31 protein-coding genes and 1 riboswitch are annotated in these 25965 nt (G+C 62.7%); of the genes, 6 read left to right on the top strand and 25 right to left on the bottom strand.

Annotated features, from left to right (window positions below; all coding sequences use genetic code 11):
• From sdhC to N826_RS34690, 15 genes are all read right to left on the bottom strand, one after another.
• The coding region (sdhC, locus tag N826_RS34760; protein ID WP_044436694.1) for a succinate dehydrogenase, cytochrome b556 subunit at nt 1-238 on the bottom strand (238 nt) is incomplete at its 3' end.
• 201 nt (nt 239-439) lie between these two features.
• Complete coding sequence (locus N826_RS34755) at nt 440-1648, bottom strand: benzoate/H(+) symporter BenE family transporter (RefSeq protein WP_084721449.1); 1209 nt, start codon at nt 1646-1648, stop codon at nt 440-442.
• 41 nt (nt 1649-1689) lie between these two features.
• Nucleotides 1690-2481: a 3-oxoadipate enol-lactonase gene (pcaD, locus tag N826_RS34750; protein ID WP_044436691.1), complete on the bottom strand. Its 792-nt coding sequence runs from the start codon at nt 2479-2481 to the stop codon at nt 1690-1692.
• Between the two features lie 92 nt (nt 2482-2573).
• Complete coding sequence (locus N826_RS34745) at nt 2574-3215, bottom strand: CoA transferase subunit B (RefSeq protein ID WP_044436689.1); 642 nt, start codon at nt 3213-3215, stop codon at nt 2574-2576.
• A gap of 39 nt (nt 3216-3254) precedes the next feature.
• On the bottom strand, nt 3255-3956 hold the full coding sequence (locus N826_RS34740) for a CoA transferase subunit A (protein WP_044436687.1): 702 nt from the start codon (nt 3954-3956) through the stop codon (nt 3255-3257).
• A 97-nt stretch (nt 3957-4053) separates the two neighbouring features.
• On the bottom strand, nt 4054-4881 hold the full coding sequence (locus tag N826_RS34735; RefSeq protein WP_044436686.1) for a 3-oxoadipate:acetyl-CoA acetyltransferase: 828 nt from the start codon (nt 4879-4881) through the stop codon (nt 4054-4056).
• 79 nt (nt 4882-4960) lie between these two features.
• Complete coding sequence (locus N826_RS34730; protein WP_044436684.1) at nt 4961-6340, bottom strand: MFS transporter; 1380 nt, start codon at nt 6338-6340, stop codon at nt 4961-4963.
• Nucleotides 6341-6486: 146 nt separating this feature from the next.
• Complete coding sequence (locus N826_RS34725; protein ID WP_044436682.1) at nt 6487-7242, bottom strand: SDR family NAD(P)-dependent oxidoreductase; 756 nt, start codon at nt 7240-7242, stop codon at nt 6487-6489.
• Between the two features lie 77 nt (nt 7243-7319).
• Nucleotides 7320-8129, bottom strand: a complete 810-nt coding sequence (locus N826_RS34720) for a 1,6-dihydroxycyclohexa-2,4-diene-1-carboxylate dehydrogenase (protein ID WP_044436680.1) — start codon at nt 8127-8129, stop codon at nt 7320-7322.
• A complete protein-coding gene (gene benC / locus N826_RS34715) occupies nt 8126-9145 on the bottom strand; it encodes a benzoate 1,2-dioxygenase electron transfer component BenC (RefSeq protein WP_044436679.1) in 1020 nt (339 codons plus the stop codon). Before benC ends, N826_RS34720 begins: the two co-directional genes overlap by 4 nt.
• Before the next feature lie 67 nt (nt 9146-9212).
• Nucleotides 9213-9722 (bottom strand): benzoate 1,2-dioxygenase small subunit, encoded by a 510-nt coding sequence (benB, locus tag N826_RS34710; RefSeq protein ID WP_044436677.1) that lies wholly within the window; start codon nt 9720-9722, stop codon nt 9213-9215.
• 13 nt (nt 9723-9735) lie between these two features.
• Complete coding sequence (gene benA, locus N826_RS34705) at nt 9736-11100, bottom strand: benzoate 1,2-dioxygenase large subunit (RefSeq protein WP_044436676.1); 1365 nt, start codon at nt 11098-11100, stop codon at nt 9736-9738.
• A gap of 68 nt (nt 11101-11168) precedes the next feature.
• Nucleotides 11169-12083: a catechol 1,2-dioxygenase gene (catA, locus tag N826_RS34700; RefSeq protein ID WP_044436674.1), complete on the bottom strand. Its 915-nt coding sequence runs from the start codon at nt 12081-12083 to the stop codon at nt 11169-11171.
• A gap of 49 nt (nt 12084-12132) precedes the next feature.
• Nucleotides 12133-12423 carry a muconolactone Delta-isomerase gene (catC, locus tag N826_RS34695; protein WP_044436673.1) on the bottom strand — a complete coding sequence of 97 codons (291 nt, stop codon included), beginning with the start codon at nt 12421-12423 and terminating at the stop codon, nt 12133-12135.
• A gap of 88 nt (nt 12424-12511) precedes the next feature.
• Nucleotides 12512-13666: a muconate/chloromuconate family cycloisomerase gene (locus tag N826_RS34690; RefSeq protein ID WP_044436671.1), complete on the bottom strand. Its 1155-nt coding sequence runs from the start codon at nt 13664-13666 to the stop codon at nt 12512-12514.
• A gap of 102 nt (nt 13667-13768) precedes the next feature.
• On the opposite strand from N826_RS34690, the gene N826_RS34685 reads away from it, so the two are divergent.
• The 3 genes from N826_RS34685 (at nt 13769) to N826_RS34675 (ending at nt 16525) form a co-directional block, all read left to right on the top strand.
• Entirely contained in the window at nt 13769-14689 is a 921-nt protein-coding gene (locus N826_RS34685; RefSeq protein ID WP_044436669.1) for a LysR family transcriptional regulator, read from the top strand.
• Between the two features lie 187 nt (nt 14690-14876).
• Nucleotides 14877-15341 carry a ferritin-like domain-containing protein gene (locus tag N826_RS34680; protein WP_044436668.1) on the top strand — a complete coding sequence of 155 codons (465 nt, stop codon included), beginning with the start codon at nt 14877-14879 and terminating at the stop codon, nt 15339-15341.
• A 212-nt stretch (nt 15342-15553) separates the two neighbouring features.
• On the top strand, nt 15554-16525 hold the full coding sequence (locus tag N826_RS34675) for a YihY/virulence factor BrkB family protein (protein WP_052832605.1): 972 nt from the start codon (nt 15554-15556) through the stop codon (nt 16523-16525).
• Here N826_RS34675 and N826_RS34670 read toward each other — a convergent pair.
• The 4 genes from N826_RS34670 to N826_RS43785 form a co-directional block, all read right to left on the bottom strand.
• Complete coding sequence (locus tag N826_RS34670; RefSeq protein WP_044436666.1) at nt 16434-17048, bottom strand: trimeric intracellular cation channel family protein; 615 nt, start codon at nt 17046-17048, stop codon at nt 16434-16436. The genes N826_RS34675 and N826_RS34670 overlap by 92 nt on opposite strands.
• A 223-nt stretch (nt 17049-17271) precedes the next feature.
• Nucleotides 17272-17363: riboswitch (glycine riboswitch) on the bottom strand.
• A 168-nt stretch (nt 17364-17531) separates the two neighbouring features.
• On the bottom strand, nt 17532-17816 hold the full coding sequence (locus tag N826_RS34665) for a hypothetical protein (RefSeq protein ID WP_044436664.1): 285 nt from the start codon (nt 17814-17816) through the stop codon (nt 17532-17534).
• A gap of 132 nt (nt 17817-17948) precedes the next feature.
• Nucleotides 17949-18311, bottom strand: a complete 363-nt coding sequence (locus N826_RS40925) for a helix-turn-helix domain-containing protein (protein ID WP_052832603.1) — start codon at nt 18309-18311, stop codon at nt 17949-17951.
• A gap of 97 nt (nt 18312-18408) precedes the next feature.
• Nucleotides 18409-18564 carry a hypothetical protein gene (locus N826_RS43785; RefSeq protein WP_157599401.1) on the bottom strand — a complete coding sequence of 52 codons (156 nt, stop codon included), beginning with the start codon at nt 18562-18564 and terminating at the stop codon, nt 18409-18411.
• A 200-nt stretch (nt 18565-18764) separates the two neighbouring features.
• Here N826_RS43785 and N826_RS34655 point away from each other — a divergent pair, with 200 nt between their 5' ends.
• Entirely contained in the window at nt 18765-19856 is a 1092-nt protein-coding gene (locus N826_RS34655; protein WP_044436662.1) for an AI-2E family transporter, read from the top strand.
• Between the two features lie 79 nt (nt 19857-19935).
• On the opposite strand, the gene N826_RS34650 is transcribed toward N826_RS34655, so the two are convergent.
• From N826_RS34650 to N826_RS43780, 6 genes are all read right to left on the bottom strand, one after another.
• Complete coding sequence (locus tag N826_RS34650; RefSeq protein ID WP_084721448.1) at nt 19936-21456, bottom strand: short-chain fatty acid transporter; 1521 nt, start codon at nt 21454-21456, stop codon at nt 19936-19938.
• A 125-nt stretch (nt 21457-21581) separates the two neighbouring features.
• Entirely contained in the window at nt 21582-22157 is a 576-nt protein-coding gene (locus N826_RS34645) for an NADPH-dependent FMN reductase (RefSeq protein ID WP_044436660.1), read from the bottom strand.
• Nucleotides 22158-22198: 41 nt separating this feature from the next.
• Complete coding sequence (locus N826_RS34640) at nt 22199-23200, bottom strand: glutathione S-transferase family protein (protein ID WP_044436658.1); 1002 nt, start codon at nt 23198-23200, stop codon at nt 22199-22201.
• A gap of 455 nt (nt 23201-23655) precedes the next feature.
• Nucleotides 23656-24630 carry an aquaporin Z gene (gene aqpZ, locus N826_RS34635; protein ID WP_244619762.1) on the bottom strand — a complete coding sequence of 325 codons (975 nt, stop codon included), beginning with the start codon at nt 24628-24630 and terminating at the stop codon, nt 23656-23658.
• Between the two features lie 108 nt (nt 24631-24738).
• Nucleotides 24739-25002, bottom strand: a complete 264-nt coding sequence (locus N826_RS34630; RefSeq protein ID WP_044436654.1) for a hypothetical protein — start codon at nt 25000-25002, stop codon at nt 24739-24741.
• A 32-nt stretch (nt 25003-25034) separates the two neighbouring features.
• Nucleotides 25035-25181, bottom strand: coding sequence for a hypothetical protein (locus N826_RS43780; RefSeq protein ID WP_157599400.1), 147 nt, complete (start codon nt 25179-25181; stop codon nt 25035-25037).
• Between the two features lie 126 nt (nt 25182-25307).
• Here N826_RS43780 and N826_RS34625 point away from each other — a divergent pair, with 126 nt between their 5' ends.
• Nucleotides 25308-25592, top strand: coding sequence for a transposase (locus N826_RS34625; protein WP_044436652.1), 285 nt, complete (start codon nt 25308-25310; stop codon nt 25590-25592).
• Between the two features lie 20 nt (nt 25593-25612).
• Nucleotides 25613-25965, top strand: a 353-nt coding sequence (locus N826_RS34620) for an IS3 family transposase (RefSeq protein WP_044436650.1), incomplete at its 3' end; no start/stop codon positions are given.

Here is a 25965-nt window from a genome sequence, read left to right as displayed (position 1 = left end):
ACCACAGGGCATAAGTCCAGCCGAACAGGAACAGAAGGCCGAAGAACGACCCCAGGAACCCGGCAGCCCGCGCGTAGCTCTCCGGCCCTTGCGCGGCGGCGAGCAGCCACCAGACCAGCATGACTGCGCCGACGGCCAAGGCGATGCCGGTGGCCCGGTGGGAGATCGAGAGGACGGATGTGATCTGGGGTCGGTAGATCTGCAGATGAGGTGAAAGCGGTCGGCTGCCGTTCGACATGGGGATTCCTCCGACGGGTGTGACCGGGCCCGCAGGCCCTGCCATCGTTTATGGGTCTATTATCCGGATGGATCACGTCTCCAGGACGGAGGTGCCCGGAGCATCTGCCGATGACGGTCCTCGCTCTGTTCAATAGACATGGCGCTTCCTTTATTGTTGATCGTACCCCAGTAATGTTCGGAGGCTGGGTCGCCTGGAATGCTACGCTTTATTGAGCACCAGGTACGCAAAACCTCCGATCACCACGCCCCAGAAGGCGGAACCCAGGCCCAGGAAGCTCATGCCCGATGCGGTTGCCAGGAAGGTGATGACGGAGGCCTCGCGATGATCCTCCTCCCGCACCACCGCCGTGACGTTGGCGGCGATGGCGCCGATCAGGGCAAGGCCGGCAAGGACGGCGATGAACTCCCTGGGCAGGGCGGTGAAGACCATCACGATCGTGCCGGCGAAAGTCCCGCCGATCAGGTAGAACACGCCATTGGCGATCCCCGCGATGTAGCGCTTGGCAGGATCCTCGTGGGCATCCCTGCCTGTGCACAGCGCGGCGGTGATAGCCGCGACGACGATGGTTATGCCGCCGAAAAACGCCACCCCAAGGGATGCCAGGCTGGTGGCTGCAATGATCGGCCGCGCCGGCGTACGGTAGCCGGACAGGTGCAGGATCGCCATGCCGGGCAGAAACTGCCCCGTCAAACTCACCAGCACCAGAGGAAGGGCCAGGCTCAGGGTGGTGCCCCAGGTCCATTCCGGGATGATGAACACCGGTGTCGTCAGCTGCAGTTCGAGGCCGCCGATGTTGGTGGTGCCCAGCAGCATCGCCAGGATGACGCCGGATGCGAGAACCAGAACGATGGAGTAGCGCGGCACCAGGCGGCGGAACACGACATAGGCGATCACCATTCCGAATGTCAGCGTCGGCATGGTGGAGGCCGACTTGAAGGCGTTGACCCCGAACTGGAACAGAATGCCGGCCATCATGCCCGCGGCGATGCCCGGCGGAATGCGCCGCATGATTCTGTCGAAGGATCCGGAAACACCGATCAGCAGGATGATGACAGCGGCTGTGATGTAGGCGCCCACCGCCTGATTGAGCGTGATGGCGGGAAACAGCGTGATCAGCAATGCTGTTCCCGGCGCCGACCACGCCGTGATGACCGGCACCCTCAAGGCCCAGCTCAGAAGGAGGCCCGACACCCCGGCGCCGATCGAAATGCCCCATATCCATGAAGCGATCATGTCGCCGGACACATGGGCGACGTCCGCCGCTTGGAAGAAGATCACCGCCGGGCCTGAGTATGAGATCAGCACGGCGAGAAATCCGGCCGCGATGGCGGACACCGACCAGTCCCGGCTCAGTGTCGGTTTTCCTGGAATTTCCGTATTTTCGCTACCGGCGGCAGGTTTTTGCATGATCATCCTCTGGCACGATCGGGTGTGCGTGAATGCCTGGTCTAGGCCGCTACGGCACCGAGGAAGCTGAGCAGGTGCCGATTGACGCGGTCGGCCTGCTCGATCGCCAGGATGTGGGCGGCATTCGGCAGGATCACGAGTTCGGAGCCAGCAATGCGCGCGCGGATGTCCTCCATCAGTGCGACCGGCGTTGCCAGATCATCAGCCCCGGCGATGATAAGGGTCGGCGTGGTGATCAGCCCGATATCGTGCCGCAGATCCATGTCCCGGATGACCCGGCAGCAGGCCGCGTAGCCGCCCGGATCCATCTGCAGGAAGCGGTCGCGCACCGATGCCACCTTTTGCGGGAAGGCCTCCGGGTATGGAGGCGTGAACCAGCGGGCAATAACGGCATCGCTGATCGCCGCCATGCCATCCCGGCACACCGTCACGGCACGCTGTTCCCAGGCCTCGGCCGGCGGCAGGTAAGCCGCGGTCGCCATTAGGGTAAGACTTGTGACCCGCTCCGGATAGCGCAGCGTGAAGGCCTGCGCCGTCATGCCACCGAGCGACAGGCCAACGATGTGAGCATTCGGCAGCCCGAGAGCATCAAGCAGACCAGCCAGATCATCGGCGAGATCGTTGATGGCGATGGAACGGTCACCGGTCGAGGACCGGCCATGGCCGCGGGTATCGTAGCGCAGGCAGCGGTAATGCCCGGACAGTGCTTCTGCCTGCGCATCCCACATTTCCAGCGTGGTGCCGATCGAGTTGGAAAAGGCCACGACGGGCGCTCCCTCGGGACCACTCAGCGCGTAGTGCAGATCGACGTCGTTGACGGTGATCGAAGGCATGGAACCACCTTTCCCAGGTGTATTTCCTGGATATCGGGAAGGTCAGACCTTGGATGATCCGCTGGTCTGCCTTTTCAAAAAACTATCGGGTGTCAGACCGCCACCTTGAACTCCGCCTCGGTCCTGGCCTTGATGTCGTCCACGGTGACGCCGGGAGCGATCTCGATCAGGGTCAGGCCGCCGCCGGTTTCATCGACCTGGAATACGCCCATGTCGGTGATGATCAGATCGACCACGCCGGTCCCGGTCAGCGGCAGGGTGCACTGCTTCAGGATCTTCGGCGCGCCGTCTTTGGAGGCGTGCTCCATGACGACGACGACCTTCTTGACGCCGGCAACCAGGTCCATGGCGCCGCCCATGCCCTTGACCATCTTGCCCGGGATCATCCAGTTGGCCAGGTCGCCATTGGCGGCGACCTGCATGGCGCCCAGGATCGACAGGTCGATATGGCCGCCCCGGATCATGCCGAAGCTGTCGGCGCTGCTGAAGTAGCTGGTCTTCTGCAACTCGGTGATGGTCTGCTTGCCGGCGTTGATCAGGTCGGGGTCTTCCTCGCCCTCGAACGGGAAGGGACCCATGCCGAGCATGCCGTTCTCGCTCTGGAGCGTGACCTCGATGCCGTCGGGGATGTAGTTGGCGACCAGCGTCGGGATGCCGATGCCCAAATTGACGTAGAAGCCGTCCTGCAGTTCCTTGGCGGCGCGCGCCGCCATTTCCTCACGTGTCCATGCCATGGTCTTGATCCTCTTCTTAGTTGCCAGTTGCTCGGCTCTTCAGGCGCGCTTGCGGACGGTGCGCTGCTCGATGCGCTTCTCGGCATCGGGCACGTGGACGATGCGCTTGACGAAGATGCCGGCGGTGACGATGTGGTCCGGATCCAGCTCGCCCGGCTGCACGAGGTTCTCGACCTCGGCCACCGTGACCTTGGCCGCCGTCGCCATCATCGGGTTGAAGTTGCGCGCGGTCTTGCGGTAGACGAGGTTGCCTTCGGTGTCGCCCTTCCAGGCGTGGACCACGGCCAGATCGGCGACCAGCCCGGTCTCCATCACGTACTGCTCGCCGTTGAACTCGCGGACCTCCTTGCCCTCGGCGACCAGGGTGCCGACGCCGGTCTTCGTGAAGAAGGCGGGGATGCCGGCGCCGCCGGCGCGGCAGCGTTCGGCCAGGGTGCCCTGGGGATTGAACTCGATCTCAAGCTCGCCGGCCAGGAACTGCTTGGCGAAGGTCTTGTTCTCGCCGACATAGGACGAGATCATCTTCTTGATCTGGCGCGTCTCCAGCAGCACGCCCAGGCCGACATTATCGATGCCGGCGTTGTTGGAGATCACGGTCAGGCCCTTGACGCCGCTGTCCCGGATGGCCTCGATCAGCGTCTCCGGAATGCCGCACAGGCCAAAGCCGCCCGCCATGATCGTCATGTCGTCTTTCAGGAACCCAGCCAGCGCCGAGGCCGCGTCAGGATATACTTTTCTCATTCCCGGTTTCTCCCATGATTACGTTGTTGGTCGGCGGGGCAGGTGGGGTCGTATTCCGAACCCGCCTGCCATTCATCCGCAGCTATGAACCTCACCCTCAAGCCGCCAGTCCCAGCATCGACCGGGCTTCCACAGGCGTTGCCGGGCGAACGTCGTACTCGGCGCAGAGATCGACGGCCACCTTGACCAGTTCGGCATTGCTGCCGGCCAGACGGTCCTTGGTGATGCGGATGTTGTCTTCCAGACCGGTGCGAACGCCGTCGCCGCCGCGCTCCAGCACCCAGCGCATCACCTGGCTCTGATGACGGCCGATGCCGGCCGCTGTCCAGGTGGCGTTCGGCAGGACTCGCTTCATCGCTGCGAGCAGGATATCGAGCAGGTGCTCCTCGGCCGGCATGGCGTTCTTGACGCCCATGACGAACTGCACGTGCGGGCGCTCGCTCATCAGTCCGGCATCGACCAGCCGGCGGGCGCCGTGGAGGTGCGACAGGTCGAAGACCTCGATCTCCGGCAGAATGGCGTTTTCCTTCATGCGGGTCGCCAGATCGACCACCAGGGCCGGCGAGTTCTCGTAGACGATGGTCGGAAAATTGACCGAGCCGGTCGAGAGCGACGCCATGTCGGGCTTCAGGTAAAGCGCACTGCCGCGCGCCGCCTGATCGCGGCCCCGGCCGCCGGTCGAGAACTGGACGATCATGCCGGGGCAGTGCTTGCGGATACCCTCCTGAACCTGGGCGAACAGGGCAGGGTCCGACGACGAGCTTTCGTCCGGATTGCGGACATGGATGTGGACGAGCGAGGCGCCGGCCTCGAAGGCCTCGTGGGTGGACTCGATCTGCTCGGACACGGTTACCGGCAAGGCGGGATTGTCCTTCTTGCGCGGGACCGATCCGGTAATTGCGACGGTGATGACGGCCGGCCTCATGATCTTCCTCCATTTCTTGAGTTAAGCTCAGCGGTGCAGGGCGGCTGGAAGCCGCCAGGCACTTCCCCGATTGTTTTCCTCAGTGCTGCAAGGCGACTTTCGCGGTGCTGAGGCCATCGTAAGCGCCCGGTGCCGTGTGGTGCACCGGCTGCGGCGCCAGCCGCCCCTTGAGGAACATGGACAGGCCGGCGATCACTGCCGGGATGCCGACGATCGCGAAGGCGACCGGAAGGCCCAGGCCGCTGGCCAGGACGGCGCCGCCGAACATCGAACCCAGCACCGAGCCGCTGCGGCCGACCGCGTTGGCCCAGGCAACGCCGGTGGCGCGGCTGGCGGTCGGGTAGAAGCCGGCGGCCAGCGCATTGACGCCGACCTGCGATCCAGCGAGGCAGAACCCGGTGCCGAACACGGCCAGGGACAGCAGCCACGGCGACGCCGTCGAGCTTCCGATCAGGGCGATGAACAGGGCGGCCAGAGCGTAGAAGGAGCCAAGCACGGTGTGCGGGTTGATCCGGTCCATCAGGGCGCCGATCAGCAAGGCGCCTGCGGTGCCGCCGAGCTGCAGCATCATCGACATCAGTGCTGCTTCCTTGAGCGTCATGCCGGCGCTGCTGATCACGGTCGGCAGCCAGCTTGACAGCAGGTAGAAGACCAGCAGGCTCATGAAGAAGCTGAGCCAGATCAGCAGGGTGCCGGACACCAGCCCCGGCTGGAACAGCTGCCGCACCGGCGAGCCCTTGGGCTTGGTGACACCGGTATAAGAAGCACCACGGAGATCGGCCTCGGGGGCGATCTTGTGGAGCACCGCGGTGATCTGCTCGGATGGCGCGTTCTTGAGCACCAGGAAACGCACCGATTCCGGCAGCGTCAGCCACAGCACGGGGGCCAGTGCCAGCGGCAGGATACCGCCGAGCAGCAGGACCGATTCCCAGCCATACCCTGCTACCATCTGAGCGGCGGCAAGACCTCCGAACGCCGAGCCGAGAGTAAAACCGCAGAACATCAGGGTCGTCAGGAACGAGCGACGCTTCTCGGGGCAGAACTCCGAGGTCAGCGTGATCGCGTTGGGCATGGCACCGCCCAGGCCCATGCCGGTCAGGAAGCGCAGGATGGTCAGCTCGGTGATCGAGGTGGACCAGGCCGAAGCCAGGCTGGCGCCGCCGAAGAAGATCACGGTGAGGATGAGCGAGTACTTGCGTCCGATCTTGTCGGCCAGTGGGCCGAAGATGAAGGCTCCAACCATCAGGCCGAACAGCCCGGCGCCAAACAGCGGCGCCAACTGAGCCGCCGTGACACCCCACTCGGCTCGCAGCGCCGGGGCAATGAACCCGATCGCGGCGGTGTCGAAGCCGTCGATCGCCACGATCAGGAAGCAGAGCGCAATGATCCTGATCTGGTAGGACGACAGCTTATGGTGATTCATGAAGTCCTGGACGTCAATGGGGCGTGTTGGCGCCATGTCCCTTCTCCCTGCACGTGTTTGTTGTTGTCGTGAGTTTGGTGCGAGCGCACCTCAGGCGGTGCGCCCAGGTTCTGTTGACCTTGGACGTTCTTTGACGAAATGGTTTTCCTGCCGGCGGCGGTCGAAAGCCGGCGGGATTGCGTTCAGCCGGGTTCGCGGTCGATCTGAAAGCCGGCGAAGGATTGGCTGACCGGCATGATCTCCAGCCGGTTGACGTTGAGGTGCGGCGGCAGGTCGGCAACCCAGAACAGCATTTCCGCGATGTCCTCGGCAGTCATCGGGTTAGCGCCCTGGTAGGTCTTCTCGGACGCCGCCTCGTTGCCGCCGGTGCGCACCAGCGTGAACTCGGTTTCCGCCATGCCCGGCTCGATCGAGGTGACACGGACACCCTTACCATGCAGGTCGGACCGCAGGCCCAGCGAGAACTGCCGGACGAAAGCCTTGGTGGCGCCGTAGACATTGCCGCCGGAATAGGGATATGTGGCCGCGACCGAGCTGATGTTGATGATGGCGCCCTTCCGCTCGATCAGGATCGGCAGCAGCCGGTAGGTGATGGTGGCCAGTGCCGTCACGTTGGTGTCGATCATGGTCCGCCACTGCTCGAGATCGGCCTCGAAAGCAGGAGCTGTGCCCAGCGCCAGGCCGGCATTGTTGACGAGTACGTCGATGCCACGGAACCGTACCGGCAGGGCCGCCAGCGCCGCGTCGATCGCACCGGCGTCGCGGATGTCGAAGACCGAGGCATGGACCCGTTCGGCGCCCAGTTCCTGCCTCAGCCTGTCGAGGCGGTCGGCGCGCCGGCCGGTGATGATGACGTTCCACCCGGCCTTTGAGAACCGTCGGGCCGTCGCTTCGCCGAAGCCCGCGGTCGCACCGGTGACGAGTACCGTCCTGGTCATGGTCTCCCCCGTAATTCGTTTTTTCGTCTTTTTCCTCGGCCTTATGAGAGATCGCGATGAAGTAACGATTTCTTTCTTCAGCCGAGATCGCCGCCGGCGACCGGCAGGATCGTGCCGGTGATGTAGGAGGCCTCGTCGGACGCCAGGAAGAGGATCGGCGCCGCCTGCTCCTCCAGCGTGCCGTAGCGTTTCATGAAGCTCGAAGAGATCGTTTGATCGACGATGCCCTGGTACCAGACCTTCTCCCGCTCGTCCTGCGCGGTCGGGTTGCGCGGGATGCGCCGGGGCGGGGCCTCGGTGCCGCCGGGGGCCGTGCCGACGACCCGGATGCCGTGCTCGGCATACTCGAAGGCGAGCGAGGCGGTGAGCGCGTTGACGCCGCCCTTGGCGGCGGCATAGGGCACCCGGTTGACACCGCGCGTCGCCACCGACGAGACGTTGACGATGACGCCGCCACCCTGCTTCAGCATGGCGGGAAGTACCGCCCGGCAGCACCACAGCGTCGGGAACAGCGAGCGCCGGACCTCGGCCTCGATCTCCGGCTCGCGGTACTCGGCATAGGGCTTGGCCCAGATCGTGCCGCCGACATTGTTGACCAGGATGTCGATCCGGCCGAACCGGTCCAGCGCCTGCGCCATGGTGCTGTCGGCTCCGGAATAGTTCTCCAGGTCGGTCGTCACCGCCAGAGCCTGAGAGCCGCTACCTTCCAGCTCCGCCCGAACCTCGTGGACGATCTCCGCCCTGTCTACCAGCACCACGGAGGCGCCCTCGCGGGCTGCCCCCAAGGCCACGGTGCGCCCGATGCCCTGGGCCGCACCGGTGACAACCATGACCTTACCCTGGAAGCGCCCCTCGGGACGCCCCCTCGCTTGCCCTGCGCCGGTCATGACGCACCTACTTCGCTCGGCGTGAACTTCTCGTAGTGGAAGTTCACCGGATTGACGCCCTGATCGCGGAAGAACGTCCGGACCGCCTCGACCATCGGCGGCGGACCGCAGAGATAAACGTCCACATCGCCGGCGTTGAGGTGCTTGGCCTCGAGATGATGGGTGACGTAGCCCTTGAGCGGATGGTTGCTGCCCTTGTCGGCGACGCAGGTGGCAAAAGTGAAGCTCGGGATCTTCTTGACGTACTCGGCAATGGTCTCGACCTCGACCAGATCGCCGTCTGTCGTGACGCCGTAGACCAGATGGATCGGGTGGTCACAGTCGCCTTCCGCCACCTTGCCCAGCATGGACAGGAATGGCGCCAACCCGGTCCCTCCGGCCAGCATCAGCACCGGCCGCTTGGTGTCGCGCAGGTAGAAGCTTCCCAAGGGTCCCTTGAGGGTCAGCTTGTCGCCCGGCTTGGCCCGCTCGGTCAGATAGCCGCTCATCATCCCGCCCGGCACGTTGCGGATCAGGAATGTCGCAATGTCAGAGCCCGGCGGCGAGCTGAACGAGTAGGAACGGCTGTCCAGCTCGCCCGGCACCAGTATCTTGACATACTGGCCCGGCAGGAAGTGCAACCGGCTGGCGTCCTCGACCTTGAGCGACAGGCTGATCGTGCTGTCGGACAGCTGCTCAATGCTGATGACTTCGGCCTGGAAGTCGGTGACCTGGGTCTTGCACACCTCGGACGAGGCGTCGATCCGCAGCACCAGATCGGTTTCCGGCTTCATCTGGCAGGTCAGGCAGTAGCCTTCTTCCGCTTCGTCGTCGGTCAGCGCGTCCTCGATATAGGAGCCGCCGTCGTACCGCCCGGACTCGCAGAAGCTCTTGCAGGTGCCGCAGGCGCCGTCGCGGCAGTCCAGCGGGATATTGATGCCCTGGCGGTAGGCGGCATCGGCCACCGTCTCGCCGGGATTGCTCTGGATGAAACGGGTGACCCCGTCCTCGAAGTTTAGCGCGATATTGTAGCTCATGGTCATCTCCTCCCGATCACACCATCCAAGAATTGCCGATTATGTGTTGTTGATCGGATGTACTCGGTCAGATGTGATAGATATCGATGACGTGATGGATGTAGTCGTTCTTCAGCACGACCTTCTTGTTCTTGATCAGCGGCTGTTCGCCCGAAGTGTCGAGCGTGTAGAACGAGGATCCGAAATAGGTGTCGGTCAGCTTGTACCTGAAGTTCAGCGTGAACCAGTTGAAGCGCAGCTTGCAGACACCATCCTGCTGCTCCAGGATCTCGACATTGCTGATGTTGTGCGAGGTGCGCGGCTCCGGCAGTGACGTGGCGCTGGACCGCTCCGTCTTGATGCGGAACACCCGGTCCTCCAAACCGCCCTTGTTGCCGTACCAGATCAGCGAGACCTCGCGCTGAGGATTGGTCACCAGCGTGCCGTCGTCGTCCCAGGCCGGCATCCAGAACTCGACGTCCGGGGCGTAAAGTTGCAGCCACTCTTCCCACTGCTTGTCGTCGAGCAGGCGTGCCTCGCGATAGAGGAAGGCCAGCAGGTTTTCGTACGTGATCGTCTTGTCAGCCGTGATCGTCATGTCAGCCTCCCCTTCAGGACTTTTGCTCGGATGCTTCGGCCTTACCTTCGGATTCGAGGGCACGGCGCATGGTTTCCTGCCAGTACTGGTGCTGCACGACGAACAGCCCTTCATCCTCGGTCAGCTTGCCGCTCATCACGGGCTGAAGGCCGATCACTTCGGCGTTCTCGTCGGCGCCATGAACCCAGTGTCCCGCACCCCGGCTCAGGTCGTTCCACGGCGCCGCCTTGCCCATGTAGCCGATCTGGCAGGAGCGGAATTCCTCCAGGTCGTCGGGGGTCGCCATGCCGCTGGCGTTGAAGAAGTCCTCGTACTGGCGGATACGCTGGGCGCGGGCCTCGGCGCTCTCGTTCTTCGGGGCGATGCAGTAGATCGTGACTTCGGTCTTATCGACCGAGATCGGGCGATACGTGCGGATCTGCGAGCCGAACTGGTCCATCAGATAGACGTTGGGGTAGAGGCACAGGTTGCGCGAAATCCCGATCATCCAGTCCGCCTTCGCTTGGCCAAACTCAGCGATCAGTTCGTCGCGGCGCTCGTAGAGCGGCCGGTCCTCCGGGTTCGACCAGCGGGTCCACAGCAGCAGGTGGCCGTGCTCGAACGAATAGAAGCCTCCCCCCTGCTTGGCCCAGCCGCCGGCATCCATGGCGCGGGTCGTATCGACGTTGACCGCCGTCTTGCGCCGGCTAGTGGTGGCGGCATAGTTCCAGTGGACCGCGCTGACGTGGTAACCGTCGGCGCCGTTCTCGGTTTGGAGCTTCCAGTTGCCGTCATAGATGTACGACGACGATCCGCGCAGCACTTCCAGCCCGTCCGGCGACTGGTCCACGATCAGGTCGATGATCTTGGCGGACTCACCTAGATGCTCGGCCAGCGACGGCACGTCGGGATTGAGGCTGCCGAACAGGAAACCACGGTAGGATTCGAACCGGGGCACCTTGGTCAGATCGTGGGAGCCGTCCTTGTTGAACTGCTCGGGGTAGGCAGCACCCTCGGGGTCCTTGACCTTGAGCAGCTTGCCGGAGTTGTTGAAGGTCCAGCCGTGGAACGGGCAGGTATATGTTGCCTTGTTGGCCCGCTTGTGGCGGCACAGCATGGCGCCGCGATGGCTGCATGCGTTGATGAAGACGTTCAGTTCGTTGTTCTTGTTGCGGGCGATGAAGATCGGCTGCCGCCCCATATGGGTCGTGTAGTAGTCGTTCTTGTTGGGGATCTGGCTCTCATGGGCGAGATAGATCCAGTTGCCCTCGAAGATGTGCTTCATCTCCAGCTCGAACCATTCCGGATCGGTGAAAACGTCGCGCCGGCAGCGGTAGAGGCCGTTCTCCTTATCATCGACGATGGCGGTCTCGAGCCGTTCCATGAGATGCGTATCCATGGTTCTTCCTCCGTTGATTTTGTCAGTTCCACCCCCCACGCTCAAAAGCGAGAGGGGCGATGCCAAGGTCAAGCTGCGGCCCGGGGCCGGTCGATCAGGGTGCTGGGCACGCCTTCGACTGCATGCGGCAGAGCGAAGTTGAAGGTGATCGTGGCGAACGGACGATCGACACCCTTGTCGCGCAGAGCCGCTTCGTCGGTGTGGTGCGTCACGTCGGGGATCAATTCATCCCGCGTAGCAAACGCGAAGTCTTCGTAGATGTACTTGTCGCCCTGGATGTTGATCTGCGTCGTGAGCGTCCGGAAGCCGGGGGCCGACACGAAGAAGTGGATATGCGCCGGGCGCTGGCCGTGGCGGCCGAGCTGATCGAGCAGCTTCTGGGTCGGACCGTCGGGCGGGCAGCCGTAACCGGACGGCATGATGCTGCGGAAGCGGTAGCGCCCCTCGGCGTCGGTGACGATCGAGCGCCGCAGGTTGAAGGCGCTCTGGGACTTGTCGAAGTAGGAGTAGTTGCCGAGCGAGTTGGCGTGCCAGACCTCGACCAGGGCGCCGGCGACAGGCTGCCCCTGGGTGTCGGTCACCTGGCCGTCCATGAACAGGATTTCGCCCTTGTCCGTGTCGTCATCCAGCCGGGCCTCGCCGTGGCAGACCGGCGCCCCGGCGACGTAGAGCGGTCCTTCGATGGTGCGCGGCGTGCTGCCCGGCTCGATGCCGACCTGGGCTTCCTTCTCGTCGAGCCGGACATCGAAATAGTGATCGATGCCGAGACCGGCCGAAAGCAGAGAATATTCATTGCGCTGGCCAAGCTCGGTCATATAGCTCAGCGCCGACCAGAACTCTTCCGGCTGGACATCGAAATCATCGATAACATTGAAGAGGTCCAGCAGCATGCGATCGACGATCGCCTTGACCCGCTGGTTGGGCTCCTTGATCTGGGTACCGGTAATGCGGTCCACGAGCTGCTTGATCTGTTCTTTTTGCATGGCTTCTCTCCCTTGGCTTTGATTTTTGGATTTTTCGCCGGTTGCGAACTCAGGTGTCGTCCTCGCGGATCGACGAGGGATGGCGGCACAGGGGCGTGACCTTCATGGTCATGAAGGGGAAGAGCGGCAGCGACGTCAGGATCGCGTGCAGCTCGTCGTGACTGGTCACGTCGAAGATGCTGGTGTTTGAGTAGTGGCCGACGACACGCCACAGGTGGCGCCACTTGCCGTCCCGCATCAGCTGCTGGGCACGTTCGCGCTCGACGCGCTTCAGTTCGTCGGCGGCGCTGGGCGCCATGTCGTGCGGCAGGCGCACTTCCATTTCGACCTGGAACAGCATTGTTGTTCCTCCATGGCTGTAGTTGACTGCTGACGTTGCGCTTCACCGGGCAAATACGCTTTTCTTGCTTTTCCGGGACGCTGTGTTTTTACGCTTTCCCGGGAAAGCTGTGCGTCCGTGTTCCGGCGCGGTCGCGGCGGAAGAAGTCGATGCGATCCGGGTCCAGCTCGACGCCAAGGCCCGGCTTGTCCGGAACCTTCAGGGCGAAGTCGCCGTAGCCGAGCGGCTCCGTCAGGATTTCCTCGGTCAGGAGCAGCGGACCGAAGAGTTCGGTGCCCCAGGCAAGCTGGGGGAATGTCGCGAAGAGATGCGCTGAGGCGATCGTGCCGACACCGGCCTCCAGCATCGTGCCGCCGTAAAGGCCGATGCCGGCGGCGTCAGCAATGGCGCCCACCCGTCCAGCAGCCTGCAAACCGCCGGACTGTGCGATCTTGACCGCGAACACGTCGGCCGCGGCTTTGCTCGCGAGATCAAAAGCGTCGTCCGGTCCGTGCAGGGCCTCGTCGGCCATGATCGGGATGATGAAGCGGGCAGCCAGCCTCGCCAGCCCGGAGCGGTTCGCCTTGGCGATTGGCTGTTCGACCAGATCCACTCCGGCATCCTCGAGCATAGCTAAACCGCGCGAGGCGCTGGCCTCGTCCCAGGCCTGATTGACATCGACCCGTACACTGGCCTTATCGCCGAGCGCCTTCTTAATCGACGCCACATGGGCGACGTCGTCGGACACCGTACGTTTGCCGATCTTCAGCTTGAAAATGTTGTGACGGCGCAGGTCCAGCACCCGCTCGGCCTCTCTGATGTCCTTGGCGGTGTCGCCGCTGGCGAGCGTCCAGGCGACCGGCAGCTCATCCCTATGACGGCCGCCCAGCAGTTCAGAGACCGGCAAGCCGACGCGCTTGCCCATGGCGTCCAGCAGGGCGGTTTCGACCGCCGACTTTGCAAAGTGATTGCCGACGACGACTTTCCCGATCTTCGCCATGGTCTGGCCGACCCGGGCGGGATCGCAAGTCTTTAGAATGGGTTCGAAGTATGTATCGATCGCAAGCTTGATGCTTTCCGGACTTTCTTCGCCGTAGCTCAGGCCGCCGATCGTCGTGCCTTCACCGATGCCGATGATGCCGTCCGAGCAATGAATGCAAACGATTACAATCGTTTGACGATTCATGGTCGCCATCGAGAGAACATGAGGCCTAATGGTCGGCAAATCTACCAGAAAAGTCTCGATACTATTGACTTTATGCATTATTTGGTCGCTCCTTGATCTCCCTTACAAACAAAGGTTACGCCTTGGTTTATGGAATGTGAAATACCGAATTTGTTTCGTTTGATACTCAGGGGGTATGGGATGGAGCTCCGCCATCTGCGCTACTTCGTGACCGTTGCCCAGGAACGGAACTTCACCCGGGCCGCCGAGAAGCTGTGCATCGCCCAGCCGCCACTGAGCCGCCAGATCCATGACCTGGAAGCGGAATTGGGCATGTCGCTGCTCGACCGCGACAGTCGTCCCGTCCGCCTCACCGAAGCCGGCCGCCTGTTGTACGAGCAAGCGGTCCTGGTTCTGGAGCGTATTGACGACCTGCGAGCGATGATGCGGCGCTTTCGCGAGGCGGAGCGGCCACGCTACGTCATCGGCTTCGTTGCCTCGACCATCTACGCGGCCCTGCCGAACCTGATCCGGCGTTTCCGCGCGGAAACGCCAGGAGTCGATGTCAGCCTCGTCGAGATGGCAAGTCTTGAACAGATCGCCGCCCTCAAGGATGGCCGGATCGATGTCGGGTTCGGCCGCATACGTCTTGACGACCCAGCGGTGCGCCGCGACGTCCTGCGCGAGGAACAACTCGTGGTCGCCCTGCCGCTCAGTCATCCTCTTTTGCAGCGGGAGGGATCACTGAGCTTCGCGGAACTGGCAGGCGAAGCGCTGATCCTGTACCCACGGGTGCCGCGCCCAAGCTACGCCGATCAGGTAATCTCGATCTTTCGCGACCGGGGTCTGGAGCCGAACATCGCCCATGAGGCCCGCGAGCTGCAGACGGCGATTGGTCTGGTCGCGGCGGAGGTCGGCATCTGCATCGTCCCGACCTCGGTGCAGCGCCTGCGCCGGGATGATGTAGTCTACCGCGAACTGATCGAGCAGAACATCACGTCGCCGATCATCATGAGCCGCCGGGCCAGTGACCGGTCGCACGAAGCGACAGTCATGGCCAGCGTGGTCGTCGAAGCATACCGGGAGTGGGGATGGAAAATACCGGAAGGATTGGACAGCTGATCCTGGCTGCATCGGAAATCAGCTGTGGATGGAGCCGGCTCGTCGTGCCATCGTAGTCTGGCTTCCTCCCGCTGACACGAAGCCGTTTTCCCGGACCAGGCATTTTGGATTTCAGATACCGAGAATGCCGTGCAGTCAGGGGGTGCTGACTATTCTTTCCCTGTCGGGTTTGTAAGGAGTAGCGATCATGGCAGAACTGAACAGAAATCACGTCGTCGATCTCCTGAACCGCATTCTGGAAGCCGAACTGGCGGGAGTGGTGCGTTACACCCACTACTCGTTCCTGGTTTATGGCTACAATCGGATACCGATCGTGTCATGGCTGCGCGAACAGGCCAGCGAGTCGCTCCTGCACGCCCAGCAGGCCGGGGAGATGATCACTCACCTCGGTGCCTATCCCTCTCTTACCATCGGCCCCTTGCTCGACAACCACCAGCATGACATCGGCGCAATCATGCGGGAGTCGCTGGAAACCGAGGGAAGGGCGCTCGCCCTCTACAAGGAACTACTGACTGTAGTCGAGGGTCATTCCGTGATGCTGGAGGAGTATGCGCGGCAGATGGTTTATGCCGAGGAGCAGCACGCGGGTGAGGTGGACAAGATGCTGCGCAAGCCCGGTGAGCTGGCAACCTTCCAGTCCGGTGCCCGATGATCGGCAAACGATCGTGAAGCGAACTTCCGGGAACAGCTTGTCGATGTTGCGCGAGCCGACCTACATACCCGAGGCCGTCCAGAGACAAAGCCAATTGCGAAATTGACGAAGTCTTCCACTTACGACACCTGCCATGAAGATCGTGATACCCGGCATCGTGAGCATGTTACCTTGCGCAGGATGACTCCTCTTCCCGGCTGCGGAGACAGTGCATGGGGTTTATCAGGCGGGCCTGGGACATACTCTACGATGCGGCCATGGGCTGGATCGACGACGAGGCCATGACGCGCGGCGCCGCAATCGCCTTTTACACCATCTTCGCGCTGGCGCCCTTCGTGATCCTGGTCACCGCCATCGCCGGGCTCGTAATCGGTCGGCAGGCCGCCCAGGACGCGCTGATGGGGGAAATCGGGGGGTTGATCGGTAGCGAGGCCGTCACGACGCTGCAGAGCCTTGCCAGCAGCGCCAATGATACGAGAACCGGGGCGATTGCGACCATTTTCGGCATCTCGACGATCCTGATTGGCGCGACCACGGTCTTTGTCGAGCTTCAAACCTCGCTGAACCGCATCTGGAAGGCGACACCGCCGATTGCCTCAACCGCCTCGACCATCACGTGGCTGGTCATGATGCGGCTGAAGGGTCTGGCTCTGATCGGGATGATCGGTTTCCTCCTGATCGTGTCGCTGGTCGTGAGTGCGATCCTGGCTGCCGTCAGCCGGTGGTTCGAGGGCATGATGCCGGATCTCTTCGTCGTGGTCTGGATCACCAACGTCGTCAGCTCGCTGGTGGTCTTCACGATCCTGTTCGCGCTCGTCTATCGCGCTCTTCCCGATACCCAAATACCCTGGACCGATCTCTGGCTCGGCGCCGCCATCACCGCCGTCCTGTTCACGGCCGGCAAGTCGATGATCGGCCTGTATCTCGGTACCAGCGGCGTCACATCAGCCTACGGTGCTGCAGGCTCGTTCGTGCTGATCCTGCTCTGGGTCTACTACTCGGCGGTCATTTTCCTGTTCGGTGCCGAGATCACGCGGGCGTACTCGGAGCGGGTCGGCAGCCGTGCCAGGCTGGATCAAGGCGACAAGCCGTTCAATCCCACCGTTGCTGGTAGGAGAAGGTCGGCAGCTTCCAGCCGCCCCAGATGGCCAGCAGACGGAGCGTCAGGCCGCCGGCAAAGCTGAGAGCGGTATTCAGGTCGGTGTCGATGCCAAGTTCGCGCAGGCCGATGAAGAGGACGCAGACGACCAGCGAGACGCTGGCGTAGAGTTCGCGCCGGAGCACCAGCGGCACCTGGTTGCACAGCACGTCACGCAGCATGCCGCCGCAGATGCCGGTCATCATCCCTGCCATGATAGCGACGATGATGGAGTAATCCATCGCCAGCGCGACACTGCAGCCGATCAGTGAGAACGCGATCAGGCCCATTGCGTCGAGGACCAGGAAAACACGCTTCAGATGATGCATGTAGCGTGCGATCACGGTGGTCAGCAGCCCGGCGGAGATCACCAGGACAATGTATTCCGGGTGCTGGGTCCAGCGGATGGGGAAGTGGCCGAGAACCAGGTCACGGATGGTGCCGCCGCCCAGTGCTGTGACGAAGGCGATGACGGCGACGCCGAAAATGTCCATGTTGCGGCGCCCGGCCGCGAGGGCGCCGGACATCGCCTCGACGGTGATGGCGATCAGGTAGACGACGATCAGCATGTCGATCCCCCGAGCATGGGAAGCGGCGGCGGAATGGATGCTGAAGGTAACAGCGGGTACATCTGGGGAGACTCCTGATAGAGACAGGACACGCTTTGCTGCGGATCCTGTGCGCCTCTCCCGCTGTCCTTTTACCTGAGAGTTTCAGCTCCGGACGGAGCCTGCCCCTTCGGTGGGCCAGGGCGCACTAAATATGGCGCCTCGGCCTCTCTCCAGTCGGCACAATGTTTCTGCGGTTCGGCATGCCTGAGCGATTATGGGAGTTTGCGCCTTCGGCGGAGGCGATATGCCGCCTCTCTCTCCCGCAGATTCCGATGGACTATCCCGGACAGGTTGCCGTCTGTCAAGCAATAAGTTTCTAATGCAACTAAATGCGCAGTGGATATCGGACGCAAGTCTTCCCCACTAGGTGCATGCTCCCATTAGCGGCCACGTGAGCAACGGATCAGGTGTCCCCGAGGGTCATCAACGCAGAACCGCCACTCAGATCCTCGGCGTTGTGCCAGGCGGTTGACCGAATTTGCCGTTGCTGAGGTCTCTGGAAAAATCGGCAACCCATTCCCATCCTGGTCCCAGGCGATAAACCTCGACCGCCTGGGTGACAAGGTTCCTGATGCCGACCTGGCCGGTACAGTTCTCGACCTCGGCTTGCGCCTGGTCGAGTTCCTCATCCTGAAGTTCGAAAGCTTCTTCCCCCCAGCCGTTCTCGCGCAGCACCGCACTGAACCGGGCCAATTCATCATCTGTGATCAGGTGGAATGAGGTCATGCCATTGGTCCTCCCTGCAGGCCTGCGGCAGTATGCTCCATTCGATAGATCGTGTCGCCCGAAGTTTCTGCGCTGCAACTATTCAAGCGGTTTGCCTGAAACCATGGAGCTATTTTTCGAACTGGGCTTTGATCAGTCTTCCTGCAGAGCACGGAGGAATTCGAGCAGGGCGGCCTGTTGGGCGGCTGTAAGGCGGTCAATCCGGTCTGCCAGTTCGTTCGCAGGCGTAGCGGACACGAAGGCGGCGTCACTTGCGCTGTCCAGACCGGAGGCTGTTTTCTCGTCTCCGGACAAAAGCCACTCCAGATCAACGTGGAAGGCGTGGGCGTAGAGCCTCGCTCGAACCGGTGAAAGTGCTCCTTCGCCATTTTCGTCGGCGGCATAATCAGGCCAGCCAAAGGCAGCTGCAACCTGGTCGGCGCTGTCATAGCCAGCGCGCTCACGCGCTTGCTGAAGACGCTCGGCCACAACAGTATTGGCGATTTGCGGAGACATGCCTGGAATTTGCCTATAGTTCCGACATCATACAATTCTGCAAAGGGATTAAAGCCACTCGTCGATTATTAAAATCCGTCGCATCATCAATGGGCCCTCAGAAGCTCAGGACGAGGAAAGCGGAGACGCCGAGCACGCAGGCTACGACGACGGAGAGCGGTATAATTCCCAAGACCTGTTGGCGCCAGAGTGCCGCCGCAGTCGCGAGGATTGCGGCGGACGAAACCAGGATGCCGATCTGTCCCTCCGTCACGTCCATCCACCTCCCTGTTCAGCAGTTACCACAGGGCATTGCCATCGCCTGCCACACGACCTTCAACAAGTCACTAACACTCTCGCGCACTCACCCGCAAGCGTGCCACCCTGTTTACCGGCGCGCTTCGGACGGTCCACGGGATGGGCAGCGTCAAAATCATTCTTTGACTTTGCCGGCGCTGAGTAGGAACAACGACCATGAACGAGCCTGTACGCTCTCCCGATACTGCCGGCACCCGTCGGCCGGACACCTCCTCGCGGTGGTCACTGACCTCCATCCTTGTGGCCATGGCCGCAGGTGCCGGGCTGTTCCTGGCGTGGCAGACCGCCGGGACTCTTCTCCTCATCTTCGCCGGCCTGCTCTTCGCTGCATTCCTTGATGCCTGCACCCGCGGCCTAGCCTTCGTGGTTCCGATCGCCCGCCCCTGGAGGCTGGCCATCGTCTGCGTGCTCCTTGCGCTTGGCTCGGCCTGGCTTCTGGCTTGGAGCAGCTACAGTCTGATCGGGCAGGCGGACAGTCTTGTCCGCCTCATCGGCGAACAATTGCGGATTCTGAGAGGTGAGCTCAGGTCACTGGGGATCACGCCGCCGCCGGGAGCGGAAGGTCCCCGCACACTGGGTCAGCTCCTCCTGCCCGACCCGGGCGTCCTGTTCGGGCACGCCTACACTGCGTTCAACCTCGCCACCGGTCTGCTGGGCACCGCCGTTGTGGTGATCTTCATCGGCCTGTTCGCGGCAGCCGATCCAGAGGCTTATCGGCAGGGCGCGCTAAGGCTGTTTTCCCTGGACCGCCGACGCCGTATCGGCGAAGTCCTCGACGAAATGGCCGAGGTGCTGCGCTGGTGGCTGGTCGGGCAGCTTGGGGCCGTGGTCGTGATCGCGGTCACGACGTGGATCGGCCTGGCGCTGCTCGGCGTGCCGGGAGCTCTGCTGCTCGGCCTGCAGGCGGGTCTCGTCAATTTCATCCCATACCTGGGCCCGGTGATTGGCGCCATTCCGATCCTGCTCGCTGCCATGGCACAGGGCACGTCGATGGTCATCTGGGCGATGGGTGTGCACCTCGTTATTCAAACCCTCGAGGGCTACGTGCTGGCACCGATGATCCAGAGGCGTGTCGTCGCCATGTCCCCGGTGCTCACACTCGCCGCCGTGATGCTGTTCGGTGCACTCTTCGGCGCCCTGGGGGTTGCACTTGCCACGCCGCTGGCGGCCCTGCTGAGAGTCGCGGTGCTCCGGCTCTACGTCGAGGATCGCCTGGGCGACAAACAGGCCGGGAGAAGTGCCGGCTGATAGGATTCCGGGCCCGTCGTTTCCACCACCGAGGTTACCGCACCTCCCCAGGTTACGATGCACTCAGGCGTTTGGCCAGTCAGCCCGGGATCATGGGAGGTACGTAAGTCAGGGTCCTGGCGAAGAACCAGAGCAGAAACAGCACTACTGGAAGATGCGCTATGAGCTGCAGGAAAGTAAAGCCAACAATATCGCGCGCCCTTAGGCCGAGAATACCGAGGAGCGGCAGCATCCAGAAAGGGTTGATCAGGTTTGGCAGAGCCTCGGCCGCGTTGTAGACCTGCACCGCCCAGCCGAGATGAACCTTGAGTTCGTTGGCGGCCTGCATGACATAGGGCGCTTCGAGCAGCCACTTGCCCCCGCCCGAAGGGACAAAAAAGCCCAGGACGGCCGAGTACATGCCCATCGCCAGCGGAAAACTGTCGTGCGTGTTCACGCTCACGAAGGCATGTGCGATCACATCCGAGACCGAGGCGCCGTCCGGGTTCCTGGCCGCGGTAAGGACGTAGCTGATGGCGGCGTAGAACGGGAACTGGATCAGTACGCCGGTTGTCGCCGGCACCGATTTCGCGACCGCGTTCAGGAAGCGCTTTGGCCTCCAATGCAGCAGCAGGCCCAGCATCAGGAACAGGAAGTTGTAGGTGTTCAGATTCGAGATTGCGACGATGGCACTCTGACGGGTGAACTCCTGGATGAGCCAGCCGATCGCGAGAACCACGAGCAGAACCGTCAGCACCGGCGAATGCTCGAGCCACTCGCCCGGCTGCTGGCGGGGCGGGAGATCCTCCTGGCGCTGGGTGAGATCAACGTCGAGGTCGTGCGCGGTCACGGCGCTGCCTGCCGAGGGCGCAGACCAGATCGCAATAACAGTCGAGATCACGATCAGCACAAGCGCCAGAACCATCGACTGCCACAGGAAGATCGTCTCGGTAAAGGGGATAACGCCGGTGATCGGCAGCAGCGTTTTGGGCAGGCTGGCGGCGTTGGCCTGGAGCTGCGCCGCCGACGAACTGAGGCCAAGCGCCCAGGTCGCTCCGAGGCCGAGATATGCCGCGGCACCGGCGGCGCGGTAATCCATGCGCAGTTCGGTGCGGCGTGCGATGGCGCGGGCTAGGAGGCCGCCGAAAATGAGGCTGAGCCCCCAGCTGAGCAGCGAGGAGATCATGCTGACGGCGGCAATGAAGCCGACGGCACTCCGGCCGGTCCGTGGGACCAGGGCCAATTGGTCGATCAGCCGCTGCGCCGGCGGCGAGGTCGCAACGACGTAGCCGCCGATGGTGACGAACGCCATCTGCATGGTAAAGGGGATGAGGCTCCAGAACCCGTCGCCGAACGCCTTCGTGACTGCCGACACAGGGGCGCCGTTGGCCAGCGCTCCGGCCGCCACAACAACCACCGCAATCGCGACGAAGATGAAGGCATCGGGAAACCAGCGCTCGGCCCAGGCGGTGAAGCGCAGCGCGATGCGAACGAGCGCCCCGTCTGCGCGGCTTTTCCCGGCGTTCGTGGCGCCGCCGTCGGCGTTACTGAAAGGAGCCGCAGGGCGCGTCGTGTCGGTATTCTGTTCGAGAGGTCCCTTGTCTCCGGACGTCCTGCTCATTCCCAGCTTCCTCCAGATAGACTTATGTCCGGGTTCCTGTGCCGAACTTGCTTAACCCGACATTGTTTGCGAGGAATTCCCCACGGATGATAATTCCGGGAGCTTCCTGCAGCCGACACGTCAGGCTAAGCGATTGACATGCGGAGCAGGCTGATCTCCGCGAGGAGGTCGTCCACCGCAGCCAGAGCGAAGTTCAAGGTGTCCGGATCGGCAAGGCGGCCATCTTTGACCTTCTCGTGCACGCCGGCGATCACCACCTGTGGCCGGGCGATGACGCGCCCGAGCATGCTGGATAGAGTTTCCCGCATCTCATGCTGGGCGCGCACGCCGCCGGTGAAGGCCGGCGAGGCTGTCATGAGGAGGATCGGCTTGCCCTTGACCGGCGATCGCATCGCCGGGCGCGAAGCCCAGTCGAGTGCGTTCTTCAGCACTCCCGACATGCCGTAGTTATATTCGGGCGAGATGACGATCAGGCCGTCGCTTTCCATGATCGCTTGGCGCATGTCCCGGGCTGATGGTGGTGTGTTCTCGCTGTCAAGGTCCGGGTCGTAGGGCGGGATGTCGTTGAGGGGAAAGAGCGTCAGGTCCACCCTGCCGGTCAGACTTTCCTGGAGCGACCGCAGCACGGCCGTGCAGTAGGACTGGCCGCGAATGCTGCCGGACATGCCGAGAAGGCGAACGGTTTGAGAGATATCGGTCATGAAAACCTCCTGCTGGCACTGTCATGCGCTTGGTGTCTCTGTCACGCACGCCGCCAGATACTCTTGCCGGGAAGCCGGTCGCGATCGTGGTGGCTGTCAAGGTCGAGCGCGGGTCCCTTGGGTATGATCAGGGTCGGGTTGATCGCTGGGTTCGTGTAGTAGCCGACCTTGATGTGCTCCAGGTTCACCGTTTGCCGGATGCTGGGCCACTGGTAGAGTTCGCGCAGGTAGTTCGAGAGCTGTGGGTAGTCGTCGATGCGCCGAAGATTGCACTTGAAGGCGCCGTGGTAGGCTGTATCGAAGCGCACCAGGGTCACGAACAGGCGCCAATCCGCCTCGGTCAGCCACTCCCCGGCCAGATACCGGCTGACTGTCAGACGCTCCTCCAGCCGATCCAGGGTGGCGAACAGGGCATCGAATGCCTCGTCGTAGCGGGCTTGCGATTTGGCGAAGCCACACCGATACACACCATTGTTGACGGTGGCGTAGACCAGGTCGTTCCAGTAGTCGATCTCAGCTCGGAGATGCTCGGGATAAAGATCGAGTGTGTTGCCGGTCAGCCGGTCGAAGGCGCTGTTGAGCATGCGGATGATGTCGGCTGACTCGTTGTTGACGATGCGGCTCTCCCTCATGTCCCACAGCACCGGAACCGAGACTTTTCCTGTGTAGTTCGGGTCGCTTGCGGTGTAGAGCCGGTAGTGGTGTCGGAAACGCCCAACGCCCTCTCCACCGTCCTGTTCGGTCGCGTATACCCAGCCGTCCTCGCCAATCACCGGCTCCGCAACAGACACGCCAATCAGATCCTCCAGCCCCTTGAGGGCGCGGAAGATCAGGGTGCGGGATGCCCAGGGGCACAGGTACGAGACGTAGAGATGATAACGTCCCGCTTCGGCGGGCAGTGTCGGCCGCCCCTCGGCGTCCAGCCTGCCGTCCGACGTGATCCAGGTGCGAAACCGGGTTGGCTCGCGCTGGAACGCGCCGTCCCTGATTTCGCTCGCGGCGATGTCGTCCTTCACCCACTCTCCCCTGACCAGCTGCGGCATTCCAGCCTCCTGCATGATTGCGGACGGATGAAAGTCAGGACTCGACCCCACGCCCTCTCAAACCCAACTCTTCCAAAGACAACAGCTGAATAACCCGAACGGAGCGTTCCAGGGCCAGAAATCCGCTTTCTTGAAACCTGCCGTCCCCGGTGCCACACGTCACGTCACCAACCTGGGACGCTTATCTTCAGGCCTTCCGCGGACAGCGCGATCAAACACCTTGATTGCACCTGCCTATGCCATCCAGCTGGGATGACCCACATGGGAAGGCCGGCTCCGGAGGACGCCTCCAGTCAGTGCCGGCACGACCCCCCATAGGGCGCCGTCATTGATGATTGCAGATGTCAGAAATCATGCATCAATCCAATGAACGTGTCCGACATCGATACGGGCTGATTGCCTATGCGCCGGCGTACCCCTGGATAAAGGGATGGTCAGGCGACTTCAGCGACTGGTCAGTGAGCCTTCCTGGATACCCGTCCCGTCGGTTCGCCAGTGATCGCGGGCTTGACTACCGTTTCTTCCGCCGCCAGCCAGCGGTATGCAAATCCGCCGAGCACGCCGCCGATCAGCGGCGCCATCCAGAACATCCACAGCTGCTGAAGTGCCACGCCGCCCTGGATCAGGGCTGGACCAGTGCTGCGCGCCGGATTGACGCTCGTGTTGGTGATCGGGATGCTGATCAGGTGGATCAGAGTCAATCCCAGGCCAATGGCGATGGGAGCGAAGCCGGCGGGCGCACGGGTGTCGGTCGAGCCTAATATGATCATCAGGAAGCCGAAAGTCAGGATGATCTCGATCGCTATTCCGGAGGCCAACGAATAGCCGCCCGGCGATGCCGCGCCGAAGCCGTTGGCTGCCAATCCCTTAACCCCCAGATCGTAGTCCGCCTTGCCGCTCGCGATCAGGTAGAGAGCGCCGGCGGCGATGATGGCGCCGACGATCTGAGCGATCAGGTAGGGCAGGATGTCTTTGGTTGGAAACCGCCCGCCGGCCCACAGTCCGATGGTGACAGCCGGGTTGAGATGGCAGCCGCTGATATGGCCGATCGAGTAGGCCATGGTCAGGACCGTCAGCCCGAATGCGAACGAGACCCCAAGCAGCCCTATTCCGACCTCGGGAAAGGCTGCGGCGAACACGGCGCTGCCGCACCCTCCGAAGACAAGCCAAAATGTGCCAAGAAGCTCGGCGGATGCTCGGCGAAGCTGCGACATGAGGCGCTCCTGGATTATTGTTTTTGAAATCACCCGACCCAAGCTGCGGATGCGCGGGCGCTTGATCAACGATAACGCCACCTCGGCCGCGCAGGCAAGGACGCTGTCACTGATGTCAGCGACTGAAGCGAGCAGGGCCCCTCTCTCTTGATGGCGGCTGATTGCGCTTTGCCACGCTGCTATATCTGGATTTTCAAGTTGAGCATGACGGCGCACTTCGGCTTCCGCTGGCGAATTCCACGACGGCCGTCGGCGTGCAGCGATCTTTTTAAAAGCCGCGTCGTGCGTGTTGGGAAAAGGTGGCGCGATATGCCGTCGTTGCCTTCAGGGGATCTGGTCGAGTCTCGCCTCGGGGCCTCTCTCCTGCTCCTCAGGTTCGGCAACCCCGTTCCTGACGGATGTCATGCCGAGGCGCTGCTTGACCGTGCGGATTTCCTCACGCATCGCCTCGGCATTCCGGCCGGACAGGGCGTCTTCCGCCATTCGGGCGGCACACGCCCAGAAGTCGCGAGTGTCGTAGCCCAGGGGATCGTCGGGTCTGCCGATCTGCCTCACGGCGCGGCTTGGCTGTTTTGGGTGGTCTGGCATGGATGCGGATCTCCAAGGGTCACGGATGGATGTCAGGACTGGCAGAATGAGGTCCTGAAAGCCTCGAATGAGGGCTGATCCATGATCAGGAGGGTCATCTTCTCCAGGTCCGTCGTGTCTGCCTTTTCCACGGCAGTCAGGATGTCCTGGGGCACCTCCGGATTGATTCTGCGGAGCATCAAAAGGATCACTCTTCCCTGGCCTTCCGCGATTTTAGCCTGGGTGCGTGAGATGGACCCCGGATCTGAGACAGGTGACGATGCGAGAGTCCTGCTTCTATAAACGGCTCAGAAACAGGAGCAGTCATGAAGCAATCTCGGCAGAAGCACAGCGCGACGTTTAAGGCAAAGGTGGCCTTGGCAGCACTCAAGGGCGATCGCACGGTTGGCGAACTGGCCGGCGAGTATGGCGTCCATCCCAGCCAGATCCATGCCTGGAAGAAGGCGCTGCTCGAGGGTGCTGCCGGCGTGTTCGAGAGCAGCAGCGAGCGGGACGACAAGACCAACGAAGTCCAGGTCGGCGAACTCTACCGCCAGATCGGCCAGTTGAAGGTCGAGAATGATTTTTTGGCCAGGAGGCTCGGCAAGTAGGCCGGGCCGAGCGTCGCGCGATGATCGACCGTGCGCATCCTACCCTGTCCGTCAGCCGCCAGTGCCACCTGCTGGATGTCAGCCGGGCGTCAGTCTACCGCCGCCCGGCTCCGGTCAGCGCGGACGATCTCCGGCTGATGGAACTGATCGACCGCCAGTACCTGGCGCGGCCCTTTTACGGGTCGCGCCGCATGGCGGCGTGGCTGGCCACCCAGGGCTTTGCCGTCAACCGCAAGCGGGTGCAGCGCCTGATGCGACTGATGGGTCTGGTGGCCATCTACCAGCGCCCCAACACCAGCAAGGCGGCGCCCGAGCACACCAAGTATCCCTACCTGCTGGGCGGCCTGACGATCGACCGCGCCAACCAGGTCTG

The sequence above is a fragment of the Skermanella aerolata KACC 11604 genome (genome assembly GCF_000936425.1).
Lineage (GTDB): Bacteria > Pseudomonadota > Alphaproteobacteria > Azospirillales > Azospirillaceae > Skermanella > Skermanella aerolata.
This window is presented reverse-complemented; position numbering and strand designations above follow the sequence as displayed.